Source organism: Streptomyces sp. TP-A0356, assembly GCF_001417775.1.
Lineage (GTDB): Bacteria > Actinomycetota > Actinomycetes > Streptomycetales > Streptomycetaceae > Streptomyces.
Genome location: NZ_BBZJ01000016.1, coordinates 231,576 through 255,073 on the forward strand (window position 1 = coordinate 231,576; position 23,498 = coordinate 255,073).

Here is a 23,498-nt window from a genome sequence, read left to right on the forward strand (position 1 = left end):
GTACACCTAGGCCACGGCCTCCGTCTCCGTCTCCGTCTCGGGCGCCGGGGCTGGGGCCTGGGCCGACCCCGGCTGCTCGAACTGCGTCCGGTACAGCTCCGCGTACCGGCCGCCCGCGGCCAGCAGCTCCTTGTGCGTGCCCCGTTCCACGATCCGGCCGGACTCGACGACGAGGATCACGTCGGCGGCGCGCACGGTGGACAGCCGGTGGGCGATGACGACGGCGGTGCGGCCCGCCAGGGCCTCCGCCAGCGCCTCCTGGACGGCCGCCTCCGAGGTGTTGTCCAGGTGGGCGGTGGCCTCGTCGAGGATGACGACGCGCTGCCGGGCCAGCAGCAGACGGGCGATGGTCAGGCGCTGGCGTTCGCCACCGGACAGGCGGTAACCGCGCTCCCCCACGACCGTGTCGAGGCCGTCGGGCAGGGAACGGACGAGGTCGTCGAGACGGGAGCGGCGCAGCGCGTCCCACAGCTCGCTCTCGGTGGCGTCGGGGCGGGCCAGCAGCAGGTTGGCCCGTACGGTGTCGTGGAACAGATGGCCGTCCTGCGTGACCATGCCGAGGGTCTCCCGCAGTGACGCGCCGCTCAGGTCGCGGACGTCGACGCCGCCGACGCGCACGGCGCCCCCGTCGACGTCGTACAGCCGCGGCAGCAGTGCGGCGATGGTGGACTTGCCGGCGCCGGAGGAGCCCACGAGCGCGACCGTCCGTCCCGGTTCGGCACGGAAGGAGACGCCGTGCAGGATCTCGTCCCCGCCGCGTGTGTCCAGGGTCGCGACCTCCTCCAGCGAGGCGAGGGAGACCTTGTCGGCGGCGGGGTAGCCGAAGCGGACGTTCTCGAACTCCACCGCGACGGGCCCGTCGGGGACCTTCCGCGGATCCGGCTTCTCCTCGATCAGCGGCTTCAGGTCGAGCACCTCGAAGACACGCTCGAAGCTGACCAGGGCGCTCATGACCTCGACGCGTGCGCCCGCGAGGGAGGTGAGCGGCGCGTAGAGCCGGGTGAGCAGCAGGGCCAGCGAGACGACGGAGCCGGCCTCCAGGCTGCCCCGCAGCGCGAACCAGCCGCCGAGGCCGTAGACCAGCGCGAGCGCCAAGGCGGAGACGAGGGTCAGTGCCGTGATGAACGCCGACTGCGCCATGGCCGTCCGCACCCCGATGTCGCGCACCCGCCGGGCCCGGGCCGCGAACTCGGCGGACTCGTCCCCGGGCCGACCGAAGAGCTTGACGAGCGTGGCGCCGGGCGCCGAGAAGCGCTCTGTCATACGGGTGCCCATGGCGGCGTTGAGGTCGGCGGCCTCCCGCTGCAGCCGGGCCATGCGGCTGCCCATCCGCCGGGCCGGGACCACGAAGACCGGCAACAGCGCCAGGGCGAGCAGGGTGATCTGCCAGGACAGGGTCAGCATCACGGCGAGCGTGAGCAGCAGCGTCACCAGGTTCCCGACGACGCCCGACAGGGTGTTGCTGAAGGCGCGCTGGGCGCCGATGACGTCGTTGTTGAGACGACTGACCAGCGCTCCCGTACGGGTACGTGTGAAGAACGCGACCGGCATGCGCTGCACATGATCGAACACAGCCGTCCGCAGATCGAGGATGAGGCCCTCCCCGAGCGTGGCCGACAGCCAGCGCCCGAGAAGTCCGAGCGCCGCCTCGGCGAGCGCGATGAGGGCGATGAGCGAGGACAGTCGTACGACCGTGCCCCGGTCGCCGTGCGACACGATCGCGTCGACGACGCGGCCGGCGAGCAGCGGGGTCGCGACGGCGAGCAGTGCGGTCAACACGCTGACCACGACGAACTGAGCGATACGGCGGCGGTGCGGGCGGGCGAACGCGCCGATGCGCCGCAGCGTGGCGCGGGCGAAGGGGCGGCGCTCCTGGTGCGCGTTCATGACGCTGTGCAGCTGGTGCCAGGCGGTGGTCTCCATGCTCATGTAGAAGACGTTAGAACCTCAAGCTTCGTTGAGGTCAATACGTGCTCGCTCCCGGCTCCTCCCGTGCCTTGCCCGGCGTGTCAACCGCCGTCCCCGCGCCCGCAACCTGGCGTTGGTGCGATGGCGAGACCCTCTCCGGATGTGACTGCCGTACGTCTCCCCGAGGGACTCCCCAGACGTGTTCCGGTCCGCCAGATCCTGTGCCTGCTTCCGCTCGCCCTCGTGCTCGTGGTGGCCGTGCAGCACCGGTCCGTGCTCGTGGAGGGCTTCGGCCGTCTGAAGTCGGCCGAGTGGCCGTGGCTGACGGCCGCCGTCGGCGCGACGTGTCTGACCTGGGTCGCTGCCGCCTTCACCCGGCAGGGCGCGGTGATGCAGCGGCTGCCCGCGCGCCGGCTGCTCGCCACGCAGTTCGCGGCGGGCGCGGCCAACCACCTGCTGCCGACCGGTCTGGGCGCGAGCGCGGTCAATCTGCGCTTCATGACGGTGTGCGGGGTGCCGCTCGCCCGCTCGTCGGCGGCCCTCGCGCTCTACATGCTCGCCGAGTCGATCACCCGCATCCTGCTTCTGCTGGTCCTGCTGATCGCCTTCCCGGGCGCCCTGCACACCGGCGGCCTCGTCCCCTCCTCGGCGGTCGGCCCGATCCTGCTCGTTGCGGTCGCGGCGGTGTGCGTCGCGGTGGCGGTCCTCCTCCTCGTGCGTCGGCTGCGTACGGCCGTGTTCTCCTTCCTGCGCACCGCGCTGAGCGAGGCCCGCTCGGTGCACACCCGTCCCGCCCGGGCGCTCGCGCTGTGGGGCGGTTCGCTGGCCTTCCCGGCGCTTCAGGCGGCGGGACTCGCCGCGGTGGGACAGGCGCTGGAGCTTCCGGTGCCGCCCGTGCACATCGCGGTCGCGTATCTCGCGGCGACACTCGCGGTGGCCGCCGTGCCCACCCCCGGCGGCATCGGCTCGGTCGAGGCGGCGCTCGTCGTGGCCCTGGTCGCGGCGGGCGGCCCGGTGGCGGTGGCGACGGCGGTGGTGCTGGCGTACCGGATCATCACGGTGTGGCTGCCGCTGCTGCCGGGGGCTCTGACTCTCGGGGCGCTGGTGCGGTTGAAGGTGATCTGATCCCGGACACCGGCCGTACTCCGGAGTAACCTCGTCCGGGCCGTCTTTCCCACCGCGTGAAAGGGACCGCCCGATGACCGTCCGGATCGAACGTCAGGGGTACGTCACCACGGTCGTCCTCTCCCGCCCGGAGGCCCGCAACGCTGTGGACGGGCCGACGGCCGCCGCCCTCGCCGCGGCCTTCCGGGAGTTCGACGCGGACACGTCGGCGCGGGTCGCGGTGCTGTGGGGAGAGGGCGGGACGTTCTGTGCGGGTGCCGACCTCAAGGCGATCGGGACCGAGCGCGGCAACCGGGTGGCGCAGGACGGTGACGGTCCCATGGGGCCGACCAGGCTGCGGCTGTCCAAGCCGGTGATCGCGGCGGTCGCCGGGCACGCGGTGGCCGGCGGTCTGGAGCTGGCGCTCTGGTGCGATCTGCGGGTCGCCGAGGAGGACGCGGTGTTCGGGGTCTTCTGCCGCCGCTGGGGCGTACCGCTCATCGACGGCGGGACGGTAAGGCTGCCGCGGCTGATCGGCACCAGCCGTGCGCTGGACATGATCCTCACCGGGCGCCCGGTACCTGCCCGGGAGGCGTACGGGATGGGGCTCGCCAACCACGTCGTGCCGACGGGCCGCGCCCGCGCCGAGGCCGAGGAACTGGCCGCCGAGGTCGCCCGCTTCCCCCAGGCCTGCCTGCGCGGCGACCGCGCCTCGGTCCTCGACCAGGAGGGGCTGGACGAGACGACGGCCATGCGGCGTGAACTGGGCTACGGGATGGATGTGCTGGCGGAGAGCCTGGAGGGCGCCGCCCGCTTCGCGGCGGGGGCCGGACGGCACGGCTCGTTCACGGACGTGTGACCGTCGAGTGCCCCTCCGGGGCGACGGGACCGGGAGCGCGGCTGGGCGCCACAGGGGTTCACCGGCGGGCGGTCATATGCTCGAAGCAGCATGATGTCTTCCCCGGAACCCCCGACCCCCGATCCTGCGACCCGCTCGCTCGACCAGCGGCTGGACGCCATCGCGCGCCATCCCTTCCGCGCGAAGTTCCATCTGCGCGGAAGGGACCTGGTCACCGCCGAACTGCGCGGCCCCTCCACGATGCGATGGCACGCCCGCGACCTCATCGCCCAGCGGCTGGCCCCGGCCGAGCCGTACAAGGACGGCAAGCAGACCCCCTATCGGGGCCACCCGGTCTTCGTCGCCCAGCACGCGACCGCGACGTGCTGCCGCACCTGCCTCCAGCGCTGGCACGCCATCCCGAAGGGGCGGGAACTCAGCCGCATGGAGCGCGCGTATGTGGTGGACGTGATCTGCCGCTGGATCGAGCGCGAGGTGGCGGCCGGAGGAGCCCCCGCCCGCCACGGCTGACGGCGAGCGCCGTCGGCCCGGCCCACGGCCCGAGGTCCCGCGCGGACCCCTGTCGAGTCGGGGTCGACGACGAGATATCTTGATGTCGAGCAATGTTACAGACGTGGAGCGGAGCACCCGGTGACTGACTCGACCATCATCTACACGCACACCGACGAGGCCCCGGCCCTGGCGACGTACTCGTTCCTGCCGGTGGTCCAGGCGTACGCCTCGAAGGCGGGCGTCGCTGTGGAGACTCGTGACATCTCGCTGGCCGGGCGCATCATCGCCGTGTTCCCGGAGTACCTGACCGAGGACCAGCGGATCCCGGACGCGCTGACCGAGCTGGGCGAGCTCGCCAAGACGCCCGAGGCCAACATCATCAAGCTGCCGAACATCTCGGCGTCCATCCCGCAGCTGAAGGCCGCGATCGCCGAGCTGCAGGGCCAGGGCTACGCGCTGCCGGACTACCCGGACGAGCCGAAGACCGACGAGGAGCGGGAGATCCGCGCCCGTTACGACAAGGTCAAGGGCTCCGCCGTGAACCCGGTGCTGCGCGAGGGCAACTCCGACCGCCGCGCCCCGGCCTCGGTGAAGAACTACGCCAAGACCCACCCCCACCGCATGGGCGCCTGGACCCCCGAGTCCAAGACCGACGTGGCGACCATGGGGCAGAACGACTTCCGCTCCACCGAGAAGTCCGCGGTGATCTCCGAGGCCGGTTCGCTGCGCATCGAGCTGGTGGGCGACGACGGCTCCACCACCGTGCTGCGTGAGTCCGTACCGGTCCTGGAGGGCGAGGTCGTCGACGCCTCCGTGATGCGCGTCGCCGCGCTGCGTGAGTTCCTCACGGAGCAGGTCGCCCGTGCCAAGGAGGAGGGCGTCCTGTTCTCCGTGCACCTGAAGGCCACGATGATGAAGGTCTCCGACCCGATCATCTTCGGTCACGTGGTGCGCGCCTTCTTCCCGAAGACCTTCGCCAAGTACGCCGAGACGTTCGCCGCGGCCGGTCTGACCCCCAACGACGGTCTGGGCGGCATCTTCAAGGGCCTGGAGGCGCTGCCGGAGGGCGCCGAGATCAAGGCCTCGTTCGACGCCGAGCTCGCCGAGGGCCCGGAGCTGGCCATGGTCGACTCCGACAAGGGCATCACCAACCTGCACGTGCCGTCCGACGTCATCGTCGACGCCTCGATGCCGGCCATGATCCGCACCTCCGGCCACATGTGGGGCCCGGACGGCCAGGAGCACGACACGCTCGCGGTCATCCCCGACTCCAGCTACTCCGGGGTCTACCAGGCCGTCATCGACGACTGCCGCGCCAACGGCGCCTACGACCCGGCCACCATGGGCTCCGTCCCGAACGTCGGCCTCATGGCCCAGAAGGCCGAGGAGTACGGCAGCCACGACAAGACCTTCGAGATCCCGACCACCGGCACGGTCCGGGTGGTCGACCAGGCCGGCAACGTCGTCATCGAGCAGACCGTCTCCGCCGGTGACATCTTCCGCGCCTGCCAGACCAAGGACGCCCCGATCAAGGACTGGGTGAAGCTCGCCGTCACCCGGGCCCGTGCCACCGGCGACCCGGCCGTCTTCTGGCTGGACGAGAACCGCGCGCACGACGCCAACCTGATCGCCAAGGTCGAGCAGTACCTGCCGGAGCACGACACCGAGGGCCTGGACATCCGCATCCTGTCACCGGTCGAGGCCACGAAGCTGTCCGTGGAGCGCATCCGCCGCGGTGAGAACACCATCTCCGTCACCGGCAACGTGCTGCGCGACTACCTGACCGACCTGTTCCCGATCCTGGAGCTGGGCACCAGCGCCAAGATGCTGTCGATCGTCCCGCTGATGGCGGGCGGCGGCCTCTTCGAGACGGGCGCCGGCGGCTCCGCGCCGAAGCACGTCCAGCAGTTGGTCAAGGAGAACTACCTGCGCTGGGACTCGCTGGGCGAGTTCTTCGCGCTCGTGCCGTCCTTCGAGCAGTACGCGAAGACCACCGGCAACCAGCGTGCCCAGGTGCTCGCCGACACCCTCGACCGCGCCACGGCGACCTTCCTCGAAGAGGACAAGTCCCCGACCCGTCGCGTCGGCGGCATCGACAACCGCGGCAGCCACTTCTACCTGTCCCTGTACTGGGCCCAGGAGCTGGCCAAGCAGACCGACGACGCGGAGCTGGCGAAGGCGTTCGCCCCGCTGGCCGAGGCGCTCTCCGCCAACGAGCAGAAGATCGTCGACGAGCTGATCGCCGTCCAGGGCAAGCCGGCCGACATCGGCGGCTACTACCAGCCCGACCCCGCCAAGGCCGCCGAGGTCATGCGCCCGTCGGCGACCTGGAACGAGACGCTGGCGTCGCTGGCGTGAGGACCGCCCGCGCATCCGTCTGACAGCCGCCCCGGCCGGACCGATCCGGCCGGGGCGGTCTCGTGTCCGCCCCGGGAGACGGCGGGCAAGCGGCACCCGGTCGCCTCGACCCCGCCGGTGCGGCAGCGGAGGCCTACGACGCCGCCCGCTCCCCCGGCGCCTCGGCGTCCGGATGGGCCAGGCCCAGGTGGTCGCGCAGGGTGGTGCCCTCGTAGTCGGTGCGGAACACTCCGCGCTCCTGCAACAGCGGGACCACGGTGTCGGCGAAGACATCGAGGCCGCCCGGTGTGATGTGCGGGACGAGGATGAAGCCGTCGGACGCATCGGCCTGCACGAAGTCGTCGATGGTCCGCGCGACGGTGGCCGGGGATCCGACGAAGGTCTGGCGGTTGCCGGTGTTGATGACCAGGTCGCGGATGGACCAGTTGTTGGCGGCGGCCAGCTCCCGCCACTCTCGGGCCGTGGCCAGCGGGTCACGGTACATGCGCACCTGGGCACGACCGCGCGCGATGTGGTGTTCGCCGAGGTCCGGGTCGATGTCGGGGAGCGGGCCGTCCGGGTCGTAGGCGGACAGGTCGCGGTTCCAGACGAACTCCAGGTGCTTGATCGCGGTGGCGCCGCTGACCTGCTGGCGGCGCACCTCGCGGGCCAGTTCCTCGGCCTCCGCGTCGGTGTCGCCGAGGACGAAGGTCGCGGCGGGCAGGATCAGCAGCTGGTCGGCGCGGCGCCCGTACTTGGCCAGGCGGCCCTTGACATCCGTGTAGAAGGCCTGGCCCGCCTCCAGGGTGCTGTACCTGCTGAAGATCGCGTCGGCGCTCGACGCCGCGAACTCGCGACCCTCCTCGGAGTCACCCGCCTGGAAGACCACCGGGCGGCCCTGGGGGCCCCGGGGGACGTTGAACCGGCCGTGAATGTCGAAGTGCTGTCCCCGGTGGACGAAGGCACCGGCCTTCGCGTCCCGCAGGAAGGTGCCGGTCGCCTGGTCGGCGACGATCTCGTCGCCGTGCCAGGAGTCGAAGAGTTCGCCCGCCGTGGCCAGGAACTCCTTGGCGCGGGAGTAGCGCTCGTGCTGTGGCAGGAACCCGCCGCGGCGGAAGTTCTCGCCGGTGAAGGCGTCCCAGGAGGTGACGACGTTCCAGGCGGAGCGTCCGCCGGAGAGATGGTCGAGGCTGGCGAACTGCCGGGCCACCTCGTAGGGCTCGTTGAAGGTGGAGTTGATGGTGCCGGTGAGGCCGATGCGGTCGGTGACGGCGGCGAGTGCGGCGAGGACGGTGAAGGTGTCGGGGCGGCCGACGACGTCCAGGTCGTAGATCTTCCCGCCCTGTTCGCGCAGGCGCAGGCCCTCGGCGAGGAACAGGAAGTCGAACTTGGCTCGTTCGGCGGTCTGCGCGAAGTGCACGAACGAGCTGAACTCGATGTGGCTGCCGGCCTTGGGGTCACTCCACACGGTGGTGTTGTTGACGCCCGGGAAGTGGGCCGCGAGATGGATCCGCTTGAGCGGCTTGCTCATGGTCGGTGGTCCTTTCCTGCCGGCTCAGGCGACGGGGGCGTAGCGGTTGGCGGGGCGGGCGAGCCCGAGCAGCCCGCGCAGGGTGCCGGCCTCGTACGCGGTGCGGAACGCGCCACGGCGCTGGAGTTCGGGGACGAGACCACGGGTGATCCGCGGCAGGTCGTGGCCGGCCACGGCGGGGCGCAGCCGGAAGCCGGACAGCCCGGCCGACTGCAACTCCTGGAGGAGATCGGCGAGTTGAGCGGGGGTTCCGGTGAAGACGCGGGCGTCGCCGGTGTACGGGTACCCGGCGAGGGTGTCGAGGCGTTCGCGGCGGGCGGCGGCCTCGGCGGGGTCGTCGTCCAGGAAGACCACCAGGTCGCCGAAGAGATGCAGCGGTTCCTCCGCTCGGCCCGCGGCGGTCCGCTCGGCGCGGATCTCGGCGACGATCGCGCGGGCCTGCTCGGTGTCGTGCGGGGTGACGTAGCCGAGGTCGGTGGCGCGGGCGACGAGCCGGAACGGCACGGTCTGGTGGGCGAGGGCCGTGACAAGGGGCTGGCCCTGGGGCGGGCGCGGGGTGATCGAGGGACCCTTGACGCTGAAGTGCCGGCCCTCGAAGTCGATGTAGTGCAGCTTCTCGCGGTCGACGAAGCGGCCGGTGGCCACGTCCCGGATCTCCGCGTCGTCCTCCCAGCTGTCCCAGAGCCGGCGCACCACCTCGACGTAGTCGGCGGCCTCGTCGAAGAGGTCGGTCACGAGGTCCTGCGCGGCGGGGCCGTCGAGGGCGTCGATGCGGGGCATGGTGCGGCGGCCGAAGTGCGCGGCCTCGTTCGGACGTGCGGAGATCTGCACGCCCAGGCCGGCGCGGCCCGTGCTGACGTAGTCGAGGGTGGCGATCGCCTTGGAGATGTGGAACGGCTCCGTGTGGGTGGCGATCACGGTCGGCACCAGCCCTATGTGCCGGGTCAGCGGGGCGACGCGGGAGGCGATCAGGACGGCGTCGAGCCGGCCGCGGACCTGGTCGGTGCGCTCGTCCGGGTCGAGGAGGTGCGAGGACTGCGGGCCGAGACCGTCCTCGAAGGTGACGAAGTCGAGCAGGCCGCGCTCGGCCTCGGCGACCAGTTCGGCCCAGTATCCGGCGGTGAGCAGGTCCCGGGGGCGCGCCACGGGCTCGCGCCAGGAGGCCGGGTGCCAGCCCGTGCCGTCCAGGGCGACGGCAAGGTGCAGGTGAGCGGGGGAAGTTGAGGCCACGAGTGGGTGCCTTCCTGGATGTCCGTCCTGGATGTCCGTACGAGATCGCCGGTCCTCACACACACGGGGCACGACGGTCGAGCGAAACGAGAGGGGAGTCCCCGGCCGGAGGCCGCGGGAGGGTCAGGAACGACAGAGCGCGCCAGCCACGCGCAGCAGATCGATGTGGGCCCGGGAGTGGAGGCGGACGCCGTGGAGTACACGTGTCACGTCCGTCACCTCCGTCCCTCGGGCCTCGGCGCCGCGCCGGGCACGTCTCCTGGTCGCAACGCCGTGGCCGCGCCGTCTGTTCCTGCCGTGCGGATCCGAAGGGTCGTCGTCCGACGGCGCGGGGTGAAGCCGATCGACTCGTACCGCCGGATGGCCCTCGCGTTGGTCGCCGAGGCGTGCGGGAACGGGATGTCCCCGCACTCCCGGATGCCCCCGCGACCGCGCACCAGCCGGGTCGCCAGGCCCCGGCCGCCATGGGCGGGGTCCGTGCCCGGCGAGCGCCGCCCGGACGGCGTTGTCCAGGAGGCGTCTGGCCGGGGCGTCCTGGGCTCCGCCACCGCGGACCACGGTCCCGAATGCCACGGTGGCGAAGTCCTTTCGGGGTGGGGCGGCTTGTCAGGAGTTGGTGAGCGGCAGTCCGGGCGGGTTGATCTCGGACTCGGCGACGGCCTCGTTCGAGAGGTTCCAGGCGGACAGCCACTTGGCGTACTGGCCGTTCTTGATCAGGTGGTCGATGGCGTCGGCGAGCGGCTTCGCCAGCCCGCTGTCCTTCTTGGCGGTCGCCGCGATCAGACCCTGGAGAGACGCGCCCGCGCCGGAGAACTTGCCCGCGTTGCGGGTCGCCTGGGGCGTGTTCGCGACCTGCGTGATGTGATAGGCGATGCCGGGGTTGGGGCCGAAATACGCGTCGATCCTGCCGCCGGCCAGCGCCAGATAGGTGCTGTTGTGGTCCTGGAAGTACTTGACCGTGAGCTTCTTGCCCTCCTTGGCCAGCTTCGCCTTCCACTCCAGGAGGATCCTCTCCTGGTTGGTGCCGGACCCGACGGAGACGGTCTTGCCCGCGAGGTTCTCGTAGTTGCCGTCGAAGTTCCAGGTGCTCTTCTTGAGGACCTCGAAGGCGAGGTTGTCCTGGCGGTAGGAGGCGAACTCGTACTTCTTCTTGCGCTCCTCGGTGTCGGTGACGTTGGAGAAGGCCACGTCGACCTTGCCGCTGTCGATGCCGACGAAGAGGTTCTCCCACGTCGAGTTCTTCAGCTCGGGCTTGAGGCCGAGGACCGCGGCCACCAGACGGCCGAGGTCGGGCTCGGCGCCGGTGAGGGTCTTCTGGTCGCTGCCCACGTACGCCAGCGGCGCGAATCCGGAGGGGAGGGCGCCGACGCCGATCTCCAGCCTGCCGCTCCTGCGTACGGCGGCGGGCAGTTCGGCGCTGATCGACTTCACCTCGGACACCTTGAGGGCGGTCTGCCGGGCGGCGCCGTTGGAGAGCCGGCCCACGGTGACCGTGCCGGAGGCCGCGCTGTCCGTGGTGGTGGTGGTGGTGGCGTCGCTGTTGCCCCCGCACGCGGCGAGCCCCGCGGCGAGGGTGGCGACGGCGGTGCCTGCGGTGAGACCGCGGAGGAATGGGCTGCGGAGACTGAGGGTACGCATGGCTGTCCTTGTTCGGTGAGCGGTGAAGCGGAGCATGAGGGCGTGGGGGGAGGTGGGCCGGAGGGCCGCGGGCTTGGGGGCGGGCCGTGTGTTCAGAGCACCTTGCTCAGGAAGTCCCTGGTCCGCTCGTGCCGGGGGTTGTCGAGGACCTCGGCGGGCGGACCCTGCTCGACGATCCGGCCGCCGTCCATGAAGACCACCCGGTCGGCGACCTCACGGGCGAAGCCGATCTCGTGGGTGACGATGACCAGCGTGGTGCCGCTGCCGGCCAGGTCCTTGATGACGGCCAGTACCTCGCCGACGAGTTCGGGGTCGAGGGCGGAGGTGGGTTCGTCGAAGAGGATGACCCCGGGGCGCAGGGCGAGCGCGCGGGCGATGGCCACGCGCTGCTGCTGGCCGCCCGACAGCTGTCGCGGGTAGGCCCCCGTCCGGTCGGCGAGTCCGACCCGGCCGAGCAGGTCGCGGGCTAGCTCCTGGGCCTCGGGCTTGGTCAGCCTGCCGGTCGCCACCGGGGCGGCGGCCACGTTGTCCAGCACGGTGAGGTGCGGGAAGAGGTTGAAGTTCTGGAAGACGAACCCGATGCGGCTGCGCTGGGCGAGGATGGCCCGCTCACTCAGCTCCTTGAGGCGGTCTCCGTGCCTGCGTACGCCGATGGGCTCGCCGTTGACGCTGACATGGCCGCGTTCGGGCTTCTCCAGGTGGTTGATCACCCGCAGCAGGGTGGACTTGCCGGAGCCGGACGGACCGAGGATCACCGTCACCTCACCCGGCCGCACGGTCAACTCCACGCCCTCCAGTACCCGGTGGGCGCCGTACCACTTGTGCACGTCGTGGACCTCGATCGCGGCGGGGCGTCCCTCGAGCGTCTCGGTGGTCATAGGGCGGCCTCCCTGCGCGCACGGTCCCGCAGGTCTCGCAGACCGGTGCGGAGCTTCTGCAACGGGGTCGGCGGCAGGGTGCGGGTGGCGCCCCGGGCGTAGTACCGCTCGACGTAGAACTGGACGACGGAGAGGAGGCTCGTGAGGATCAGGTACCAGACGGTGACGACCAGCAACAGCGGCACGATGTCGCCGGGGTATGTGCTGCCCATGGTCTGCGCGGAGCCGAACAGGTCGAGCAGCGAGACGTAGAACACCAGCGAGGTGCCCTTGATCAGGCCGATCAACTGGTTCACGTAGTTGGGTGTGATGGACCTGAGGGCCTGCGGGAAGACGATCCTCGTGAACTGGTAGCCCTTCGGCAGCCCGAGCGCGGCGGCCGCCTCGTGCTGGCCCTGGTCGACGGAGAGGATGCCGCCGCGCACCACCTCCGCCGCGTACGCCGCCTCGTTCAGGCTCAGGCCGACCACGGCGACGACCATGTCGGTGGCGAGTCTGGACTCGTCGAAGGAGAAGAAGGCGGGGCCGAAGGGAACGCCGACGCTCAGCGTCTTGTAGAGCGCGCTGAAGTTGTACAGGAGGATCAGCACCACGATCAGCGGTATGGAGCGCAGCGCCCACACATAGGTCCAGCTGACCGCGCGCAGGACCGGGCTCCTGGAGAGCCGGGCCAGGGCGAGCAGGGTCCCGCCGAGCAGGCCCAGCACCGCGCTGAGCGCGGTCACGTCGAGGGTGACGAGCAGTCCGTCGAGGATGGTGGGGCGTAGGAACCAGTAGCCGAAGCGGTCCCACTGGTAGAAGGGATTGGACACCAGGCCGTGGATGAACTGGGCGACCAGCACGAGCACGACCGCCGTGACGATCCAGCGTCCCGGCCGGCGCAGGGGCAGCACCCGCTGGGCCGTCAGGGGCTTGGGCGCGATGACTTCGTCGGGCGGCGCCTGGGCCAGAGACACGGCAGCGCCTGGGGGTTCACTCATGGGGGCTCCAGCGGGATCGGACACCCCCGACGGCGCGCGCCACGACACCCTGGGACGGCACGGGCCGCCCGCATGACGAGGAGTGCGAAGCGCACGGGACCGAGGGCTGGGCGGAAGGGGCGCGACACCGCCGGGAGCGGTGCGCGTCAGAGGTTCAGAACGCCGTCAGCCGTGACAGCGGGCAGAGCCCGGGACGGTACACAGTGCGCTGTTGACGCGGAGCAGATCGACGGAACGGTTCGAGCACAGCAGTACGCAGCCACGAGGCCGCTGTGCGGCAGTCCTCGACGCTGCGTACATCGCTGTCACCTGTTCCGGCCCCTGGGGGGCCTCGCGCTTACCGAACACGTCATCCGGTCCGGTCGTCACCTGGGGCACCCCACCGCGGTGCGAGGGTTGCCGGTCAGCAAGCCAGGGCTTGTCGCTGACGCTCATGACCGTTCTGGCCCGTAAGTTAAGACAGGACCCGTAAGCCATGTCAATGTGCGTCCGTCAAGTGATAGGTGCGCCGTGGGGCGCATTCCCGGTCAACTGGGCCGGGTCGTCGCCCTGGTGGGCACGTGCGCGGCCCAGTCCAGGATCTGGACCGCCGCTCCCGCGGCTTCCAGTCCGCGGCAGTGGGCGTGGTGACGTCGGGCGATGCCGTCGAGGTCGAGGTGCGGGCCGAAGGCGGGATGGGCGGCCAGCCGGCGGGCGTAGGCCCACAGGTGGGGGTGGTCGGCGACGCGGTGCACCGCGGCGGCGTCCAGGTGCCACCGGTGCACGGTGTCGAGCTGTACCAGGGAGACCCACAACTCCACGTCCACTGCAGTGAGTTGATCGCCCAGCAGATACTCCTGGCGAGCCAGGAGGCTCTCCGGCTGCCGCAGGGTGCGCAGCAGTGACCCGAGCGCGTCGGTACGCTCCTCCGCGTCGGCGTCGGCGCGCCCGGCCCGCTGGGCGGCGGCGTCGATGCCCTGCGCGCACAGCCGCCGCACGCCCTCGATCTCCGCGTCGGCGCCCCGTGGGTGGAGGGCGGGGCGATCGCCGCCGAAGTGCCACGCCAGGTCGCGCATGATGTCCGGCGCGTGTGTGCTGACGATCCGGCCCGACCAGTCGTCGCTGAGCACCGGAGCCACGGCGGCACCGGCATAGCGGTGGGCGCTCGCCTCGTACAGCGGGCGCAGCGCGGAGTGCTCGCCGCCGGGTCCGTCGGGGACCGCGGGCAGCGGGTTGACGGGACACACGTCGTCAAGGCCCAGCAGGCTGTGGGTGATGGCGATCCGCAGACAGTGCGGACAGGACAGGGACAGGTGGAGGCGGTAGCGGCGCGGTACGGCGTAGTGGCCGCTGCGCGCGTCGCGGCCGATGCGGCCCCGGAAGGCCGGCACGGGCTGCGCGGACGGAAGCGCGGTCAGGGCATGGGCGGACATGTCTCTCCCGGGTTCTGGTACGCGAAGGTGCGGAGGGTGGCGGCCCACGGGCAGGCGTCGCTCCCCGCCCGGACGGCGGAGGGGGCCCGGCACCGCCGGTTCAGCGCAGGAGGCTGGTGGCGCTGCAGACACGCAGCAGATCGATGTGACGGCGGGAGGTCAGCAGGAGGGACTGCCGGCGTGTGCGGTGCACACGGCCGATGACCGGCTCCAGGCGACCCATGCTTCCCTACCCGTTCACTAGGAAATTCCCACTGGAGTGTCGATCCGGCTCCGGCGCGCGTCAAGGGTGCCGTCCGCGGAGTGAGAGGGCGGGAGGGCTGAGGGCTGAGGGGTCGCGCTGGTCCGCCCCGGGGCACTCGCACTCTGATCCAAAACTGGACGACCCGTAGACTGGGGCACCATGGCCGACTCTTCCGCCCCCACCGACCAGCCCGGATCCGACCGGACGGGCGAGGACGGGCTGCTTCCGGCCGAACTGCGCGCCTGGATGCAGTTGCTGGCCGCGGCCGGGGCGATCGAGCAGCGGCTGCGCTCCCAGGTCAAGGACACCCTCGGGGTCTCGCACGACGAGTTCCTGGTGCTGTGCCTGCTGGCCGACCAGCCCGGAGCGGCCCTGCGCATGTCGCGGATCGCCGAGTCACTGGGCCGCCCCAAGACCCGCCTGACCTATCAGATCGCCTGTCTGCAGCACGCCGACCTGGTCACCAGGCGCTCGGTCTGCGGCGACAAGCGCGGCATCGAGGTCGCCCTCACGGACAAGGGACGCCGGCTGCTGCGCGAGGTCTCGCCGGCGCTGGCCGAGACCGTCACCGAGGCCGTCCAGCACACGATCGACCACCGGCAGTGCGAGGCGCTGCGCGGGCTGCTGCCGGGGGCGGCGGAGGCCACCGGTCCGGCAGCGCCGTAGCGGCCGTCGGCGGGGGTGCGGGCACGCGAACCCGGATGAACTTGGTACGGCGGGAGGCGGGTCGCGTCGTCTCGGGGACCTTGGGTGTCGATCATGCCTTTCTATCGGTCGGCACAAGCCGTTGACCAGCCGGTTCGCCATGCTGTTCACGTTGCTTTCAGGTTCCCGGGCCACTGTGGCAACTCATGCACCGGAAGCGCCAAAACAATGGCAAAGAGGCCTGGGGGGACCGCTGTTCACCATGTCATCGTGCGTGCCATGACCACTGAGCACGTCCTTGATGACCGCCCCCAGCTCCATGCCCGAATACGCCGGATGGCGAACAAGGTGCCGGAGGTGACCGTCTACTTCTGGATCATCAAGGTTCTGACCACGGGAATGGGCGAGACCGCGTCCGACTACCTGGCGCACCGGCTCGGCCCGATCCCGGCGGTCGGTCTGGGCGGTGTCGGCCTGGTGGCGTCACTGGTCCTCCAGTTCGCCGTCCGCCGGTACGTGGCCTGGGTCTACTGGACCGCCATCGTCATGGTGAGCGTGTTCGGCACGATGGCCGCCGACGTCCTGCACGCGGGCCTCGGGGTGCCCTACACGATCTCCACGCCCCTCTTCATGGTCGCGCTGGCCACCGTCTTCGCCATCTGGTACGCGAGCGAGCGCACCCTGTCCATCCACACCATCAACACCCGCCGGCGCGAGACGTTCTACTGGGCGACGGTGCTGGCCACGTTCGCGCTCGGCACGGCCGCGGGCGACCTGACCGCCACCATCGGCCTCGGCTATCTGGGATCAGCCGTGCTGTTCGCCGTCGCGATCTGCGTGCCGGCCCTCGCCCACGGCGGCGGCATCCTGGGCGCGGTGACCGCGTTCTGGTCCGCGTACGTCATCACTCGCCCCCTCGGCGCGTCGATCGCCGACTGGATGGCGCTGCCCCGCAGCCGTGGCGGGCTCGACTGGGGTCTGGGCCCGGTCACCCTCTCCTGGACGGTCGCGATCCTCGGCTTCGTGGCCTACCTGGCGGTCTCGCGGCGCGACGTGCAGAGCGACACGGTCGCCGTCTGACAGCGCACCCCGGCGGTGCCCCGGCGCGCTCCGGGGCACCGCCCTCCCCGCCCGGCCGGCTCTCGACGCGTCGGAGTGGCCACGGCGGGGCTCACGAAGCCCCGCCGGGCGATCACCGGGTCAATCCAGTTCCGTGTCCAGCCACCGCAGGATCTCGGGGTCCACGGGATCGGTGAGGTCGGCGAACTCCTCGTGCTTCTTCACGAAGCTGGCCACGTAGGAGCAGACCGGCACGATCCGCTTCCCGGACTCGCGGACATCGGTGAGAGCCTGCTGGACCAGCCGCGAGGCCAGTCCCTGTCCGGCGAAGGCGTCGTCGACCTCCGTGTGGTGGAAGACCCGCTGCGCTCCTCGGTCGCGGTACGCGGTCAGGCCCGCGCGCTCGCCGTCGACCAGGATCTCGTAACGCTGCTCGGCATCGACCCGCTGGACGATCACAGCGGAGGACGGCTGGCTCATGGGGCGCCTTTCAGCTGGGGGTCAGCGCCGGGGTGGATTGCCGCGCGGCGCGATGACGGCGTTCGGCAGGGCGGGTGCGGGAAGACGGTCTCCCGGGTATCCCTCGACGGTGCCGAAGCGGTCGGAGGCGCTCTGCCATTCCTCCCTGGCCCGGACAATGTCCTCGTGGCTGCGGCCGATGAAGTTCCACCACATGACGATCTCCTCGCCGAACGGGGTTCCACCGAGCAGAACCGTCCGGGCCATGTCGTCCGCCTCGTTCACCAGGGTCAGGGCGTCGGCGCCCGTGGGCGTGTAGCCCAACTGGGCCGGGTGCAGCAGGGCACCGGCCATGCGGACCGTCCCGTGGTCGACGAGAAGGCCGTGTTCGAAGCCGGGGTCCACGGCGAGCGTGACCGTCGCTCCCGGCTCGAGGAGGATCTCGGCGCCGAGCAGCGGCGAGAAGGTCCGCACCGGGGAGTCGTGTCCGGCGAGCGAGCCGAGGAAGACCCTGATCTCGGCACCCTCGACCCGTACCGGCTCGGGTGCGTAGTGCTGGAAGTCCCGTTCGGTGTGCCGGTGTTCCTCGGGCAGCGCCACCCACAGCTGAACGCCGTGCAGGACCGTGGTGCTCGGTGTCGAGACCTCCGAGTGGCTGATGCCGTACCCGCCCGTCATGAGGTTCAGCTCACCGGGCCGTACGAAGGCGTGGATGCCCAGGCTGTCCCGGTGCTCGATCTCGCCGCTGAACAGCCAGCTCACCGTCTGCAGTCCGGTGTGCGGATGCGGGGCGACGTCCATCCCGCCCGTCCGGGCGACGTCGTCGGGTCCGTAGTGATCGACGAAGCACCAGGCCCCGATCAGGGTCCGGGCGCGCTGGGGCAGCGTGCGGCGCACGGTCATCGCGCGCGGGCCGCCCAGCGGGACGTCCCGCGGGGTGAGCACGTCGACCTCCGCCGCCGTCGCCCGCCCGCCGTCCACCGACGCTCCGCAGCGCACTTCGGCGGACTCCGCCTCGACGTTGCTCACCGTGCACCGCCTCCCGCCCGGCTAATGGTTTTAGGTTCAACAACCATATGGGAGATCATAGGACGGCGACCGCCCCTGTGCACGACGGCTCATGACGAAGCGGGGAAACGACCCCCAAGGAGTCCCAGGTTGAACAGCCACCCGACAGGGTCCGCGGACGGGCGGATCTTCATCGACAAGCAGAGCCCCAAGGCCTATCACACGTTGGTGCAGACGTCGGAAGCGGTGCGCGCCGTCGCCGCCGACGCGGGGCTCGACCGTGCCGTCGTGGAACTGGTCAACCTGCGTGTCTCGCAGCTCAACGGCTGCGCCTACTGCCTCGACGTCCACACCAGGGCCGCCCTGCGCGCGGGCGAGACCACACAGCGACTTGGCGTGCTGGCGGCCTGGCGGGACACCGAGGTCTTCACGCCGCTGGAACGCGCGGCGCTCGCGCTGGCGGAGGCCGTCACTCATCCGTCCGACGCCACCGCGCAGGAATCCGCCTACGACGCCGCACGTCAGGTGCTCACCGACGACCAGATCTCCGCGGTGATCTGGGTGGCGATCACCATCAACGCGTTCAACCGCGTCTCGATCATGAGCAGGCATCCGGTGCGGGCGGGCGCCCGGCAGTGACCGTCCGGCACCGGTACGGGCGGTGCCGGTGCGGCGACCGTCCGAGGTGAGGGCCATCTCCGAAAGAGATGGCTCCCATCAAGAACCATCGCCGAGGTTGGGGAAGCAAAGGCGGTCGCCGAGTGCTGAAGGCCCCTGTGGGAGCACCGAGGACGCTGCTCGACCACTCCAGGCCCTTCCCCAGCCGGGAACTCCGGCTCCCTCCCGAAGAAGGTCACCGTGCACCAGTCATCCGATCTCCGGACTCCCGGGCAGAGCACGGCAGGCGCCGAACCGGCACACGGTGTGCCGGGCTGGCTGATCGCCCTGCTGGCCGTCGCCTCCGGTATGACGGTCGCCAACCTGTACTACGCCCAGCCCCTGCTGTCGTCGCTGCGCGACGTCTTCCACGTCAGCACGGCCACCGCGGGCCTGCTGATCACACTCACCCAGGTCGGCTATGTCATCGGCATGCTCTTCCTGGTCCCGCTCGGCGACCGGCTGGAGAAGCGCGGCCTGATCACCGCCCTGCTCGCGATCACCACCCTCGCCCTGGCCGCGGCGGGCCTGGCGACCGACTTCCCCATGCTCCTGGCCGCCTCCCTGATCAGCGGCACCACCTCGGTCGTCGCCCAGATCCTGGTCCCCTTCGCGGCCAGTCTCGCCCCCGACCACGCCCGCGGCCGGATCGTGGGACGGGTGATGAGCGGCCTGCTCACCGGCATCCTGCTCTCCCGCACCCTGAGCAGCCTCGTCTCCGACCTCGCGGGCTGGCGCGTCGTCTACCTCGGCTCGGCGGTGCTGATGGCCCTGCTGGCCGTGGCCCTGCGCGCCGCGCTGCCGCAGCACGCGCCCACCACGACCGTCCCCTACGTGCAGGTCCTGCGCTCCACCGTCGCCCTGGTGCGCACCCACCCCGCGCTGCTGCGCCGCGGCCTCTACCAGGCCGCCATGTTCGGCGCCTTCAGCGCCTTCTGGACCACCATCTCCTACGTCCTCACCGGCCCCCATTTCCACTACTCCGCCGTCGGCGTCGGGGTGTTCGCACTCGTCGGAGCCGCCGGTGCGGCGGTGGCCCCGCTCGCCGGGCACTGGGCCGACCGGGGGCTCGTCCGCCCCCTGACCGGCGTCGCCCTCGGTGTCGCCGCACTCGCCTTCGCCACGGCGGGCCTCGGCCGGCACAGCGTCGCTCTGCTCGCACTCGCCGCGATCGTCCTCGACATGGCCGTCCAGACCACCCTCATCCTCGGCCAGCACACCATCTACCAGCTCGACCACACCGCCCGAGCCCGCCTGAACAGCGCCTTCATCGCCACCTTCTTCATCGGCGGCGCCCTCGGATCGCAGCTCGGCTCGATCGCCTACCGCGCCGGCGGCTGGAGCGCCGTCGCCGTCCTCGGCTCCGCCCTGCCGGTCCTGGCGCTTCTCCACTGGACCACCGAGCACCGGTCCGCCGGCCGGCGCCCGCCCCGTGATGCCGAGTGACAACGGGTGACTCCGGGTGACGCCGAGAACGCCGAGTCACGGAGCGGTTGACGTACAGTCAATTCCTGGCCTGACAGCTTCGGGTATGGCGGGAGGGTAAGGAGCTCACCCTCGGGAGCCCGCAGGAGAGGGCTCTGCTGGCGCTGCTGTTGGCGCGGGCCGGTGAAGCGGTCCCCGTGGCCGAGATCGTGGAGGCTCTGTGGGGCCACAACCCGCCGCGGAGCGCGGTCAATGTGCTGCGCCGTCATGTCGGCACGCCGCGGCTCCTGTTGGAGTCGCGTTCGCATTGCGAAAGCTGCGCCAGGAGGCCGGAGGCCTGACCTACCGGGCCATGGCCCAGCGCTAACCGAGCTGTGATCCTCGCGGGCCCACGACCGCGGGGTCCGCGCGCCCCTCAGGCTTCGGCGACAGGGCAGGCCGCGATTCCGACGCCCCTGTGTAATTCAGCAGCGTTGGTTCAGGGCTCTGGTCAGGTCTCGGTTGGTCGCCCGCGCGGCATCGAGATCGGACCGGGCTTCCTCCGGCGCGGAGGTCAGCTCGACGGTCTGGGCGAGTTCGATGTCGTCGTCGATGTTGCCGAGCGCCGCGCACACGGCAGTTGGGCAACGGTCAGCCGGGCGCGTGCGGACGCGCCCGGCTGCTCATCGGAGGACGGATGCCGTCACGGCATCACTTGGCCTTGTTCACGAAGTCGTTCGTGAACGTCTTGGACAGGTCGATGGTGTGGCCCTTGACCGTCGGGTCGAAGGCGGAGAGGACCTTCAGGACGGTGTCGGGGCCGTCGGAAGGCATCAGACCGGTGGGCGAGTACATGCCCTTCTCGTTCTGGAGCGCCTTGGTGTACACGTCCTTGCCGACACCGGCGTAGTAGTCGGCCGGCATCTTGTCGGCGATCTGGGCGGCGGTGTGGGACTGGATCCACTTCAGCGTCTCGACGTAGACGTTGGCCAGCTTCTGCACCACGTCCGGGTTCTTCTGGACGTACTCGGTGGTCAGGTAGAGGCAGGAGGCCGGGTACGTCCCGCCGAGCGCCGCCTTGGCACCGGCCGCCGTGCGCATGTCGATCAGCGGCTTGGCCAGGTTCTTCTGCTGCAGCAGGGAGATGGTCGGCTCGGTGGTCATGCCGGCGTCGATCTGCTTGTTCTGCATTGCCGCCACGAAGGTGGAACCGGCTCCGACGGCGACGGAGGTGGCGGCGCCGGGCTTGACGCCGTTCTTGGCCTCCAGGTACTGGGTGAGGAAGTTGGTGGAGGAGCCAAGGCCCGTGACGCCCAGGTGCTTGCCACTGAAGTCGGCCGGGCTCTTGATGCTGTCCGCCTCGTCCGTGCGGACCATCTCGACCTCGCCGGGCGCCTGGAGCAGCTGGACCACGGACTCGGTCGACTTGCCCTTGGACTGCAGGTCGATGTTGTGGTCGTAGAAGCCGACGACCGCGTCCACCTGACCGGCCAGCATGGCGGTCTCGGCGTCGACACCGGCGGGCTCGTCGGAGAGCTTCACATCGATCCCCTGGGCCTTGTAGTAGCCCAGGCTCTGGGCGAGCATCACCGGCAGGTAGATCTGCTTGTTGAGACCACCGACCATGATTCTCACGGTCGCCGTTCCTCCGGAGCCCTTGGCGCCGGCCTGGGAGCTGGAACCGCTGTTGCCGCCGCCTCCACAGGCGGAGAGCGTGAGCGCGAGGGCCGCACAGGTGGCCATGGGCAGCAGGGACTTCGTGACCGGCTTCATTGCTGGTCTCCTTCACTACGGTCGGGCGGGGCGGGCGTGAGGGGTGACGACTGAAAGGGGTGCGGGGGGAGGCGTTGGGGGGCAGGTGTGCGGGGGCGCCGGGTCTACAGGCCGCCGTCCGCGGACAGCTGGGTGGGCCGCCAGCGCAGCACCCGCTTCTCGAAGCGCGTCACCAGGAACTCGGCGATCAGCGCGAGCACCGCGATGATCAGGGTTCCGGAGTAGACGCCGTCGGCGTTGAAGTTGCCCTGGGCCTGCGCGATCAGCTGGCCGAGGCCGGCCTGGGCGCCGAGCATCTCGCCGACGATGGCACCGATCAGCGCGAAGCCGAAGGCGGCGTGCAGGGAGGCCACGATCCAGGTCATCGCCGACGGAAGGACGACCTGGGAGGTCACCCGCCACTCGGAGGCGCCGAGGATGCGGGCGTTGGCGATCAGGTTGCGGTCCACCTCACGGGTGCCCTGGAAGGCGTTGAAGAAGACCGAGAAGAAGACCAGCACGACGGCGAGCGCGACCTTGCCGGACGGGCCGAGGCCGAACCAGATGATGAACATCGAGCCGAGCACGATGCGGGGGATGGAGTTGGCCGCCTTGATGAACGGGGCCATCACGTCGGCCAGGGCGCGGATCCGGCCCAGGGCGATGCCCAGCACGACACCGGCGACGGTGCCGATCAGGAAGCCGAGCACGGTCTCCTGCATCGTGACGCCGATGTTGTGCCAGATGGAGCCGAGCGAAGTGCCATCCGAGAACCAGGTCTTGAGCTGTTGCACGACCCCGTCGGGGGAGCCGTAGGTGAACTTGTCCAGGGCTCCGCTGGAGGCGCCGAGCTGCCAGCCGCCCAGGACGATCACGACCAGCACGATCTGGGCGACCAGGATCAGCAGCTGACGGCGGCGCGTGCGGGCCTTGGCGGCACGGATCAGGCCGGCCTCGTCGACATCGGAGGGGGCGGCCGCAGCGGTCTTGGTCGCGGCGCCGGAGAGGATCTCGGTCATCACGGGTCTCCTAGGCCGAGGTGGTGGCGGGGGCGGCCGTGGCGCCGGCCGTGCGGGCGTACGCGAGGGTGACCTCGTCGCGCAGCGTGTCCCAGATCTGCTCGTAGATCTCGATGAAGTGCGGATCGAAGCGGATCTCCTGGACCGTGCGCGGACGCGGCAGGTCGACGTGGAAGGTGTCCTTGACCGTGCCGGGTCCGACGGTGAGGACCACCACCTTGTCGGCCAGCGCGATGGCCTCCTCCAGGTCGTGGGTGACGAAGACGACCGCGGGGCGGGTCAGTTCCCACAGCGACAGCAGTTCGTCCTGGACGATCTGCCGGGTCTGGACGTCGAGCGCGGAGAACGGCTCGTCCATCAGCAGGATCTCGGGCTCGTTGATCAGCGTCTGGGCGAGCGCCACGCGCTTGCGCATACCGCCGGACAGCTGGTGCGGCAGCCGGTCCTCGAAGCCGGACAGACCGACCCTGCGCAGCCAGTCACGGGCCTTCGCGATCGCCTCCTTCTTCGGAGTGCCGCGGAACTGCGGGCCGGCCGCCACGTTGTCCAGCACCGACTTCCAGGGGAAGACCGCGTCGGTCTGGAACATGAAGCCGACCCTCGGGTCGATCCCGGTGACCGGTTCGCCGTGGATCAGGGTCTCGCCCGCGCTGGCCGGTTCGAGGCCGGAGATCAGCGAGAGCGTGGTGGACTTGCCGCACCCGGTGGGGCCGACCACCGCGCAGAACTCGCCAGGGGCCACGGTCATGTCGAGGTCGCGCAGAGCGGTGTACACGCCGCCCGAGGGGGTGCGGAACCGCTTGGTCGAGTGGCGCAGCTCGATCGCCGGAACCGAACTCGTCGCTGCTTCGTTCACTGCATCGCACCGCCTTCGGAAGGTTG

At 70.8% G+C, this 23,498-nt stretch carries 23 protein-coding genes, 1 pseudogene and 1 riboswitch; of the genes and pseudogenes, 9 read left to right on the forward strand and 15 right to left on the reverse strand.

Annotated features, from left to right (window positions below; all coding sequences use genetic code 11):
* Nucleotides 1-6 precede the first annotated feature (6 nt).
* Nucleotides 7-1,923: an ABC transporter ATP-binding protein gene (locus tag ASC56_RS11820; RefSeq protein ID WP_199835977.1), complete on the reverse strand. Its 1,917-nt coding sequence runs from the start codon at nucleotides 1,921-1,923 to the stop codon at nucleotides 7-9.
* Between the two features lie 147 nt (nucleotides 1,924-2,070).
* On the opposite strand from ASC56_RS11820, the gene ASC56_RS11825 reads away from it, so the two are divergent.
* The 4 genes from ASC56_RS11825 (at nucleotide 2,071) to ASC56_RS11840 (ending at nucleotide 6,721) form a co-directional block, all read left to right on the forward strand.
* Nucleotides 2,071-3,033, forward strand: a complete 963-nt coding sequence (locus ASC56_RS11825; RefSeq protein ID WP_055491273.1) for a lysylphosphatidylglycerol synthase transmembrane domain-containing protein — start codon at nucleotides 2,071-2,073, stop codon at nucleotides 3,031-3,033.
* Nucleotides 3,034-3,106: 73 nt separating this feature from the next.
* Complete coding sequence (locus ASC56_RS11830) at nucleotides 3,107-3,871, forward strand: crotonase/enoyl-CoA hydratase family protein (RefSeq protein ID WP_055491274.1); 765 nt, start codon at nucleotides 3,107-3,109, stop codon at nucleotides 3,869-3,871.
* 90 nt (nucleotides 3,872-3,961) lie between these two features.
* The gene (locus ASC56_RS11835) at nucleotides 3,962-4,381 is read left to right on the forward strand and encodes a DUF4186 domain-containing protein (protein ID WP_199835969.1); all 420 of its coding nucleotides are present in this window, start codon (nucleotides 3,962-3,964) and stop codon (nucleotides 4,379-4,381) included.
* A gap of 120 nt (nucleotides 4,382-4,501) precedes the next feature.
* Nucleotides 4,502-6,721, forward strand: a complete 2,220-nt coding sequence (locus ASC56_RS11840; RefSeq protein ID WP_055491275.1) for an NADP-dependent isocitrate dehydrogenase — start codon at nucleotides 4,502-4,504, stop codon at nucleotides 6,719-6,721.
* 133 nt (nucleotides 6,722-6,854) lie between these two features.
* Here ASC56_RS11840 and ASC56_RS11845 read toward each other — a convergent pair whose 3' ends face one another.
* From ASC56_RS11845 to ASC56_RS42775, 8 genes are all read right to left on the reverse strand, one after another.
* Nucleotides 6,855-8,231 carry an NtaA/DmoA family FMN-dependent monooxygenase gene (locus ASC56_RS11845; RefSeq protein WP_055491276.1) on the reverse strand — a complete coding sequence of 459 codons (1,377 nt, stop codon included), beginning with the start codon at nucleotides 8,229-8,231 and terminating at the stop codon, nucleotides 6,855-6,857.
* 24 nt (nucleotides 8,232-8,255) lie between these two features.
* On the reverse strand, nucleotides 8,256-9,461 hold the full coding sequence (locus tag ASC56_RS11850; protein ID WP_055491277.1) for an LLM class flavin-dependent oxidoreductase: 1,206 nt from the start codon (nucleotides 9,459-9,461) through the stop codon (nucleotides 8,256-8,258).
* A 215-nt stretch (nucleotides 9,462-9,676) separates the two neighbouring features.
* The gene (locus ASC56_RS37880; protein ID WP_079102451.1) at nucleotides 9,677-10,009 is read right to left on the reverse strand and encodes a GNAT family N-acetyltransferase; all 333 of its coding nucleotides are present in this window, start codon (nucleotides 10,007-10,009) and stop codon (nucleotides 9,677-9,679) included.
* 58 nt (nucleotides 10,010-10,067) lie between these two features.
* Complete coding sequence (locus ASC56_RS11855; RefSeq protein WP_055491278.1) at nucleotides 10,068-11,099, reverse strand: ABC transporter substrate-binding protein; 1,032 nt, start codon at nucleotides 11,097-11,099, stop codon at nucleotides 10,068-10,070.
* A 92-nt stretch (nucleotides 11,100-11,191) separates the two neighbouring features.
* Complete coding sequence (locus ASC56_RS11860; RefSeq protein ID WP_055491279.1) at nucleotides 11,192-11,977, reverse strand: amino acid ABC transporter ATP-binding protein; 786 nt, start codon at nucleotides 11,975-11,977, stop codon at nucleotides 11,192-11,194.
* Entirely contained in the window at nucleotides 11,974-12,957 is a 984-nt protein-coding gene (locus ASC56_RS11865; protein ID WP_055491280.1) for an amino acid ABC transporter permease, read from the reverse strand. The genes ASC56_RS11860 and ASC56_RS11865 overlap by 4 nt, the downstream gene beginning before the upstream one ends.
* 328 nt (nucleotides 12,958-13,285) lie before the next feature.
* Nucleotides 13,286-13,396, reverse strand: a riboswitch (SAM riboswitch).
* Between the two features lie 88 nt (nucleotides 13,397-13,484).
* Complete coding sequence (locus ASC56_RS11870; RefSeq protein ID WP_055491281.1) at nucleotides 13,485-14,369, reverse strand: glutathione S-transferase C-terminal domain-containing protein; 885 nt, start codon at nucleotides 14,367-14,369, stop codon at nucleotides 13,485-13,487.
* Between the two features lie 100 nt (nucleotides 14,370-14,469).
* Nucleotides 14,470-14,592 (reverse strand): hypothetical protein, encoded by a 123-nt coding sequence (locus ASC56_RS42775; protein ID WP_267887623.1) that lies wholly within the window; start codon nucleotides 14,590-14,592, stop codon nucleotides 14,470-14,472.
* 180 nt (nucleotides 14,593-14,772) lie between these two features.
* Between ASC56_RS42775 and ASC56_RS11875 the strand changes: the two genes are divergently transcribed.
* On the forward strand, nucleotides 14,773-15,279 hold the full coding sequence (locus ASC56_RS11875; RefSeq protein ID WP_055491282.1) for a MarR family winged helix-turn-helix transcriptional regulator: 507 nt from the start codon (nucleotides 14,773-14,775) through the stop codon (nucleotides 15,277-15,279).
* Nucleotides 15,280-15,537: 258 nt separating this feature from the next.
* Nucleotides 15,538-16,338, forward strand: coding sequence for a hypothetical protein (locus ASC56_RS11880; protein WP_055491283.1), 801 nt, complete (start codon nucleotides 15,538-15,540; stop codon nucleotides 16,336-16,338).
* Between the two features lie 120 nt (nucleotides 16,339-16,458).
* On the opposite strand, the gene ASC56_RS39595 is transcribed toward ASC56_RS11880, so the two are convergent.
* Together ASC56_RS39595 and ASC56_RS11890 are read right to left on the reverse strand one after the other, a co-directional pair.
* Nucleotides 16,459-16,797 (reverse strand): GNAT family N-acetyltransferase, encoded by a 339-nt coding sequence (locus ASC56_RS39595; protein ID WP_055491284.1) that lies wholly within the window; start codon nucleotides 16,795-16,797, stop codon nucleotides 16,459-16,461.
* A 21-nt stretch (nucleotides 16,798-16,818) separates the two neighbouring features.
* Nucleotides 16,819-17,805, reverse strand: a complete 987-nt coding sequence (locus ASC56_RS11890) for a pirin family protein (RefSeq protein ID WP_055491285.1) — start codon at nucleotides 17,803-17,805, stop codon at nucleotides 16,819-16,821.
* Nucleotides 17,806-17,934: 129 nt separating this feature from the next.
* Here ASC56_RS11890 and ASC56_RS11895 point away from each other — a divergent pair, with 129 nt between their 5' ends.
* The 3 genes and pseudogenes from ASC56_RS11895 to ASC56_RS37885 all read left to right on the forward strand — a co-directional run.
* Nucleotides 17,935-18,423, forward strand: coding sequence for a carboxymuconolactone decarboxylase family protein (locus ASC56_RS11895; RefSeq protein WP_055491286.1), 489 nt, complete (start codon nucleotides 17,935-17,937; stop codon nucleotides 18,421-18,423).
* A gap of 285 nt (nucleotides 18,424-18,708) precedes the next feature.
* On the forward strand, nucleotides 18,709-19,887 hold the full coding sequence (locus ASC56_RS11900; RefSeq protein WP_055491287.1) for an MFS transporter: 1,179 nt from the start codon (nucleotides 18,709-18,711) through the stop codon (nucleotides 19,885-19,887).
* A 125-nt stretch (nucleotides 19,888-20,012) separates the two neighbouring features.
* A pseudogene (locus ASC56_RS37885) lies at nucleotides 20,013-20,207 on the forward strand (winged helix-turn-helix domain-containing protein); the annotation flags it as partial.
* A gap of 123 nt (nucleotides 20,208-20,330) precedes the next feature.
* On the opposite strand, the gene ASC56_RS41165 reads toward ASC56_RS37885, so the two are convergent.
* The 4 genes from ASC56_RS41165 to ASC56_RS11915 form a co-directional block, all read right to left on the reverse strand.
* The gene (locus tag ASC56_RS41165) at nucleotides 20,331-20,480 is read right to left on the reverse strand and encodes a hypothetical protein (RefSeq protein ID WP_199835970.1); all 150 of its coding nucleotides are present in this window, start codon (nucleotides 20,478-20,480) and stop codon (nucleotides 20,331-20,333) included.
* 76 nt (nucleotides 20,481-20,556) lie between these two features.
* A complete protein-coding gene (locus ASC56_RS11905) occupies nucleotides 20,557-21,618 on the reverse strand; it encodes an ABC transporter substrate-binding protein (protein WP_055491288.1) in 1,062 nt (353 codons plus the stop codon).
* 104 nt (nucleotides 21,619-21,722) lie between these two features.
* Nucleotides 21,723-22,616 (reverse strand): ABC transporter permease, encoded by an 894-nt coding sequence (locus ASC56_RS11910; protein ID WP_055491289.1) that lies wholly within the window; start codon nucleotides 22,614-22,616, stop codon nucleotides 21,723-21,725.
* Nucleotides 22,617-22,626: 10 nt separating this feature from the next.
* Complete coding sequence (locus ASC56_RS11915; protein ID WP_055491290.1) at nucleotides 22,627-23,472, reverse strand: ABC transporter ATP-binding protein; 846 nt, start codon at nucleotides 23,470-23,472, stop codon at nucleotides 22,627-22,629.
* Between the last annotated feature and the right edge of the window lie 26 nt (nucleotides 23,473-23,498).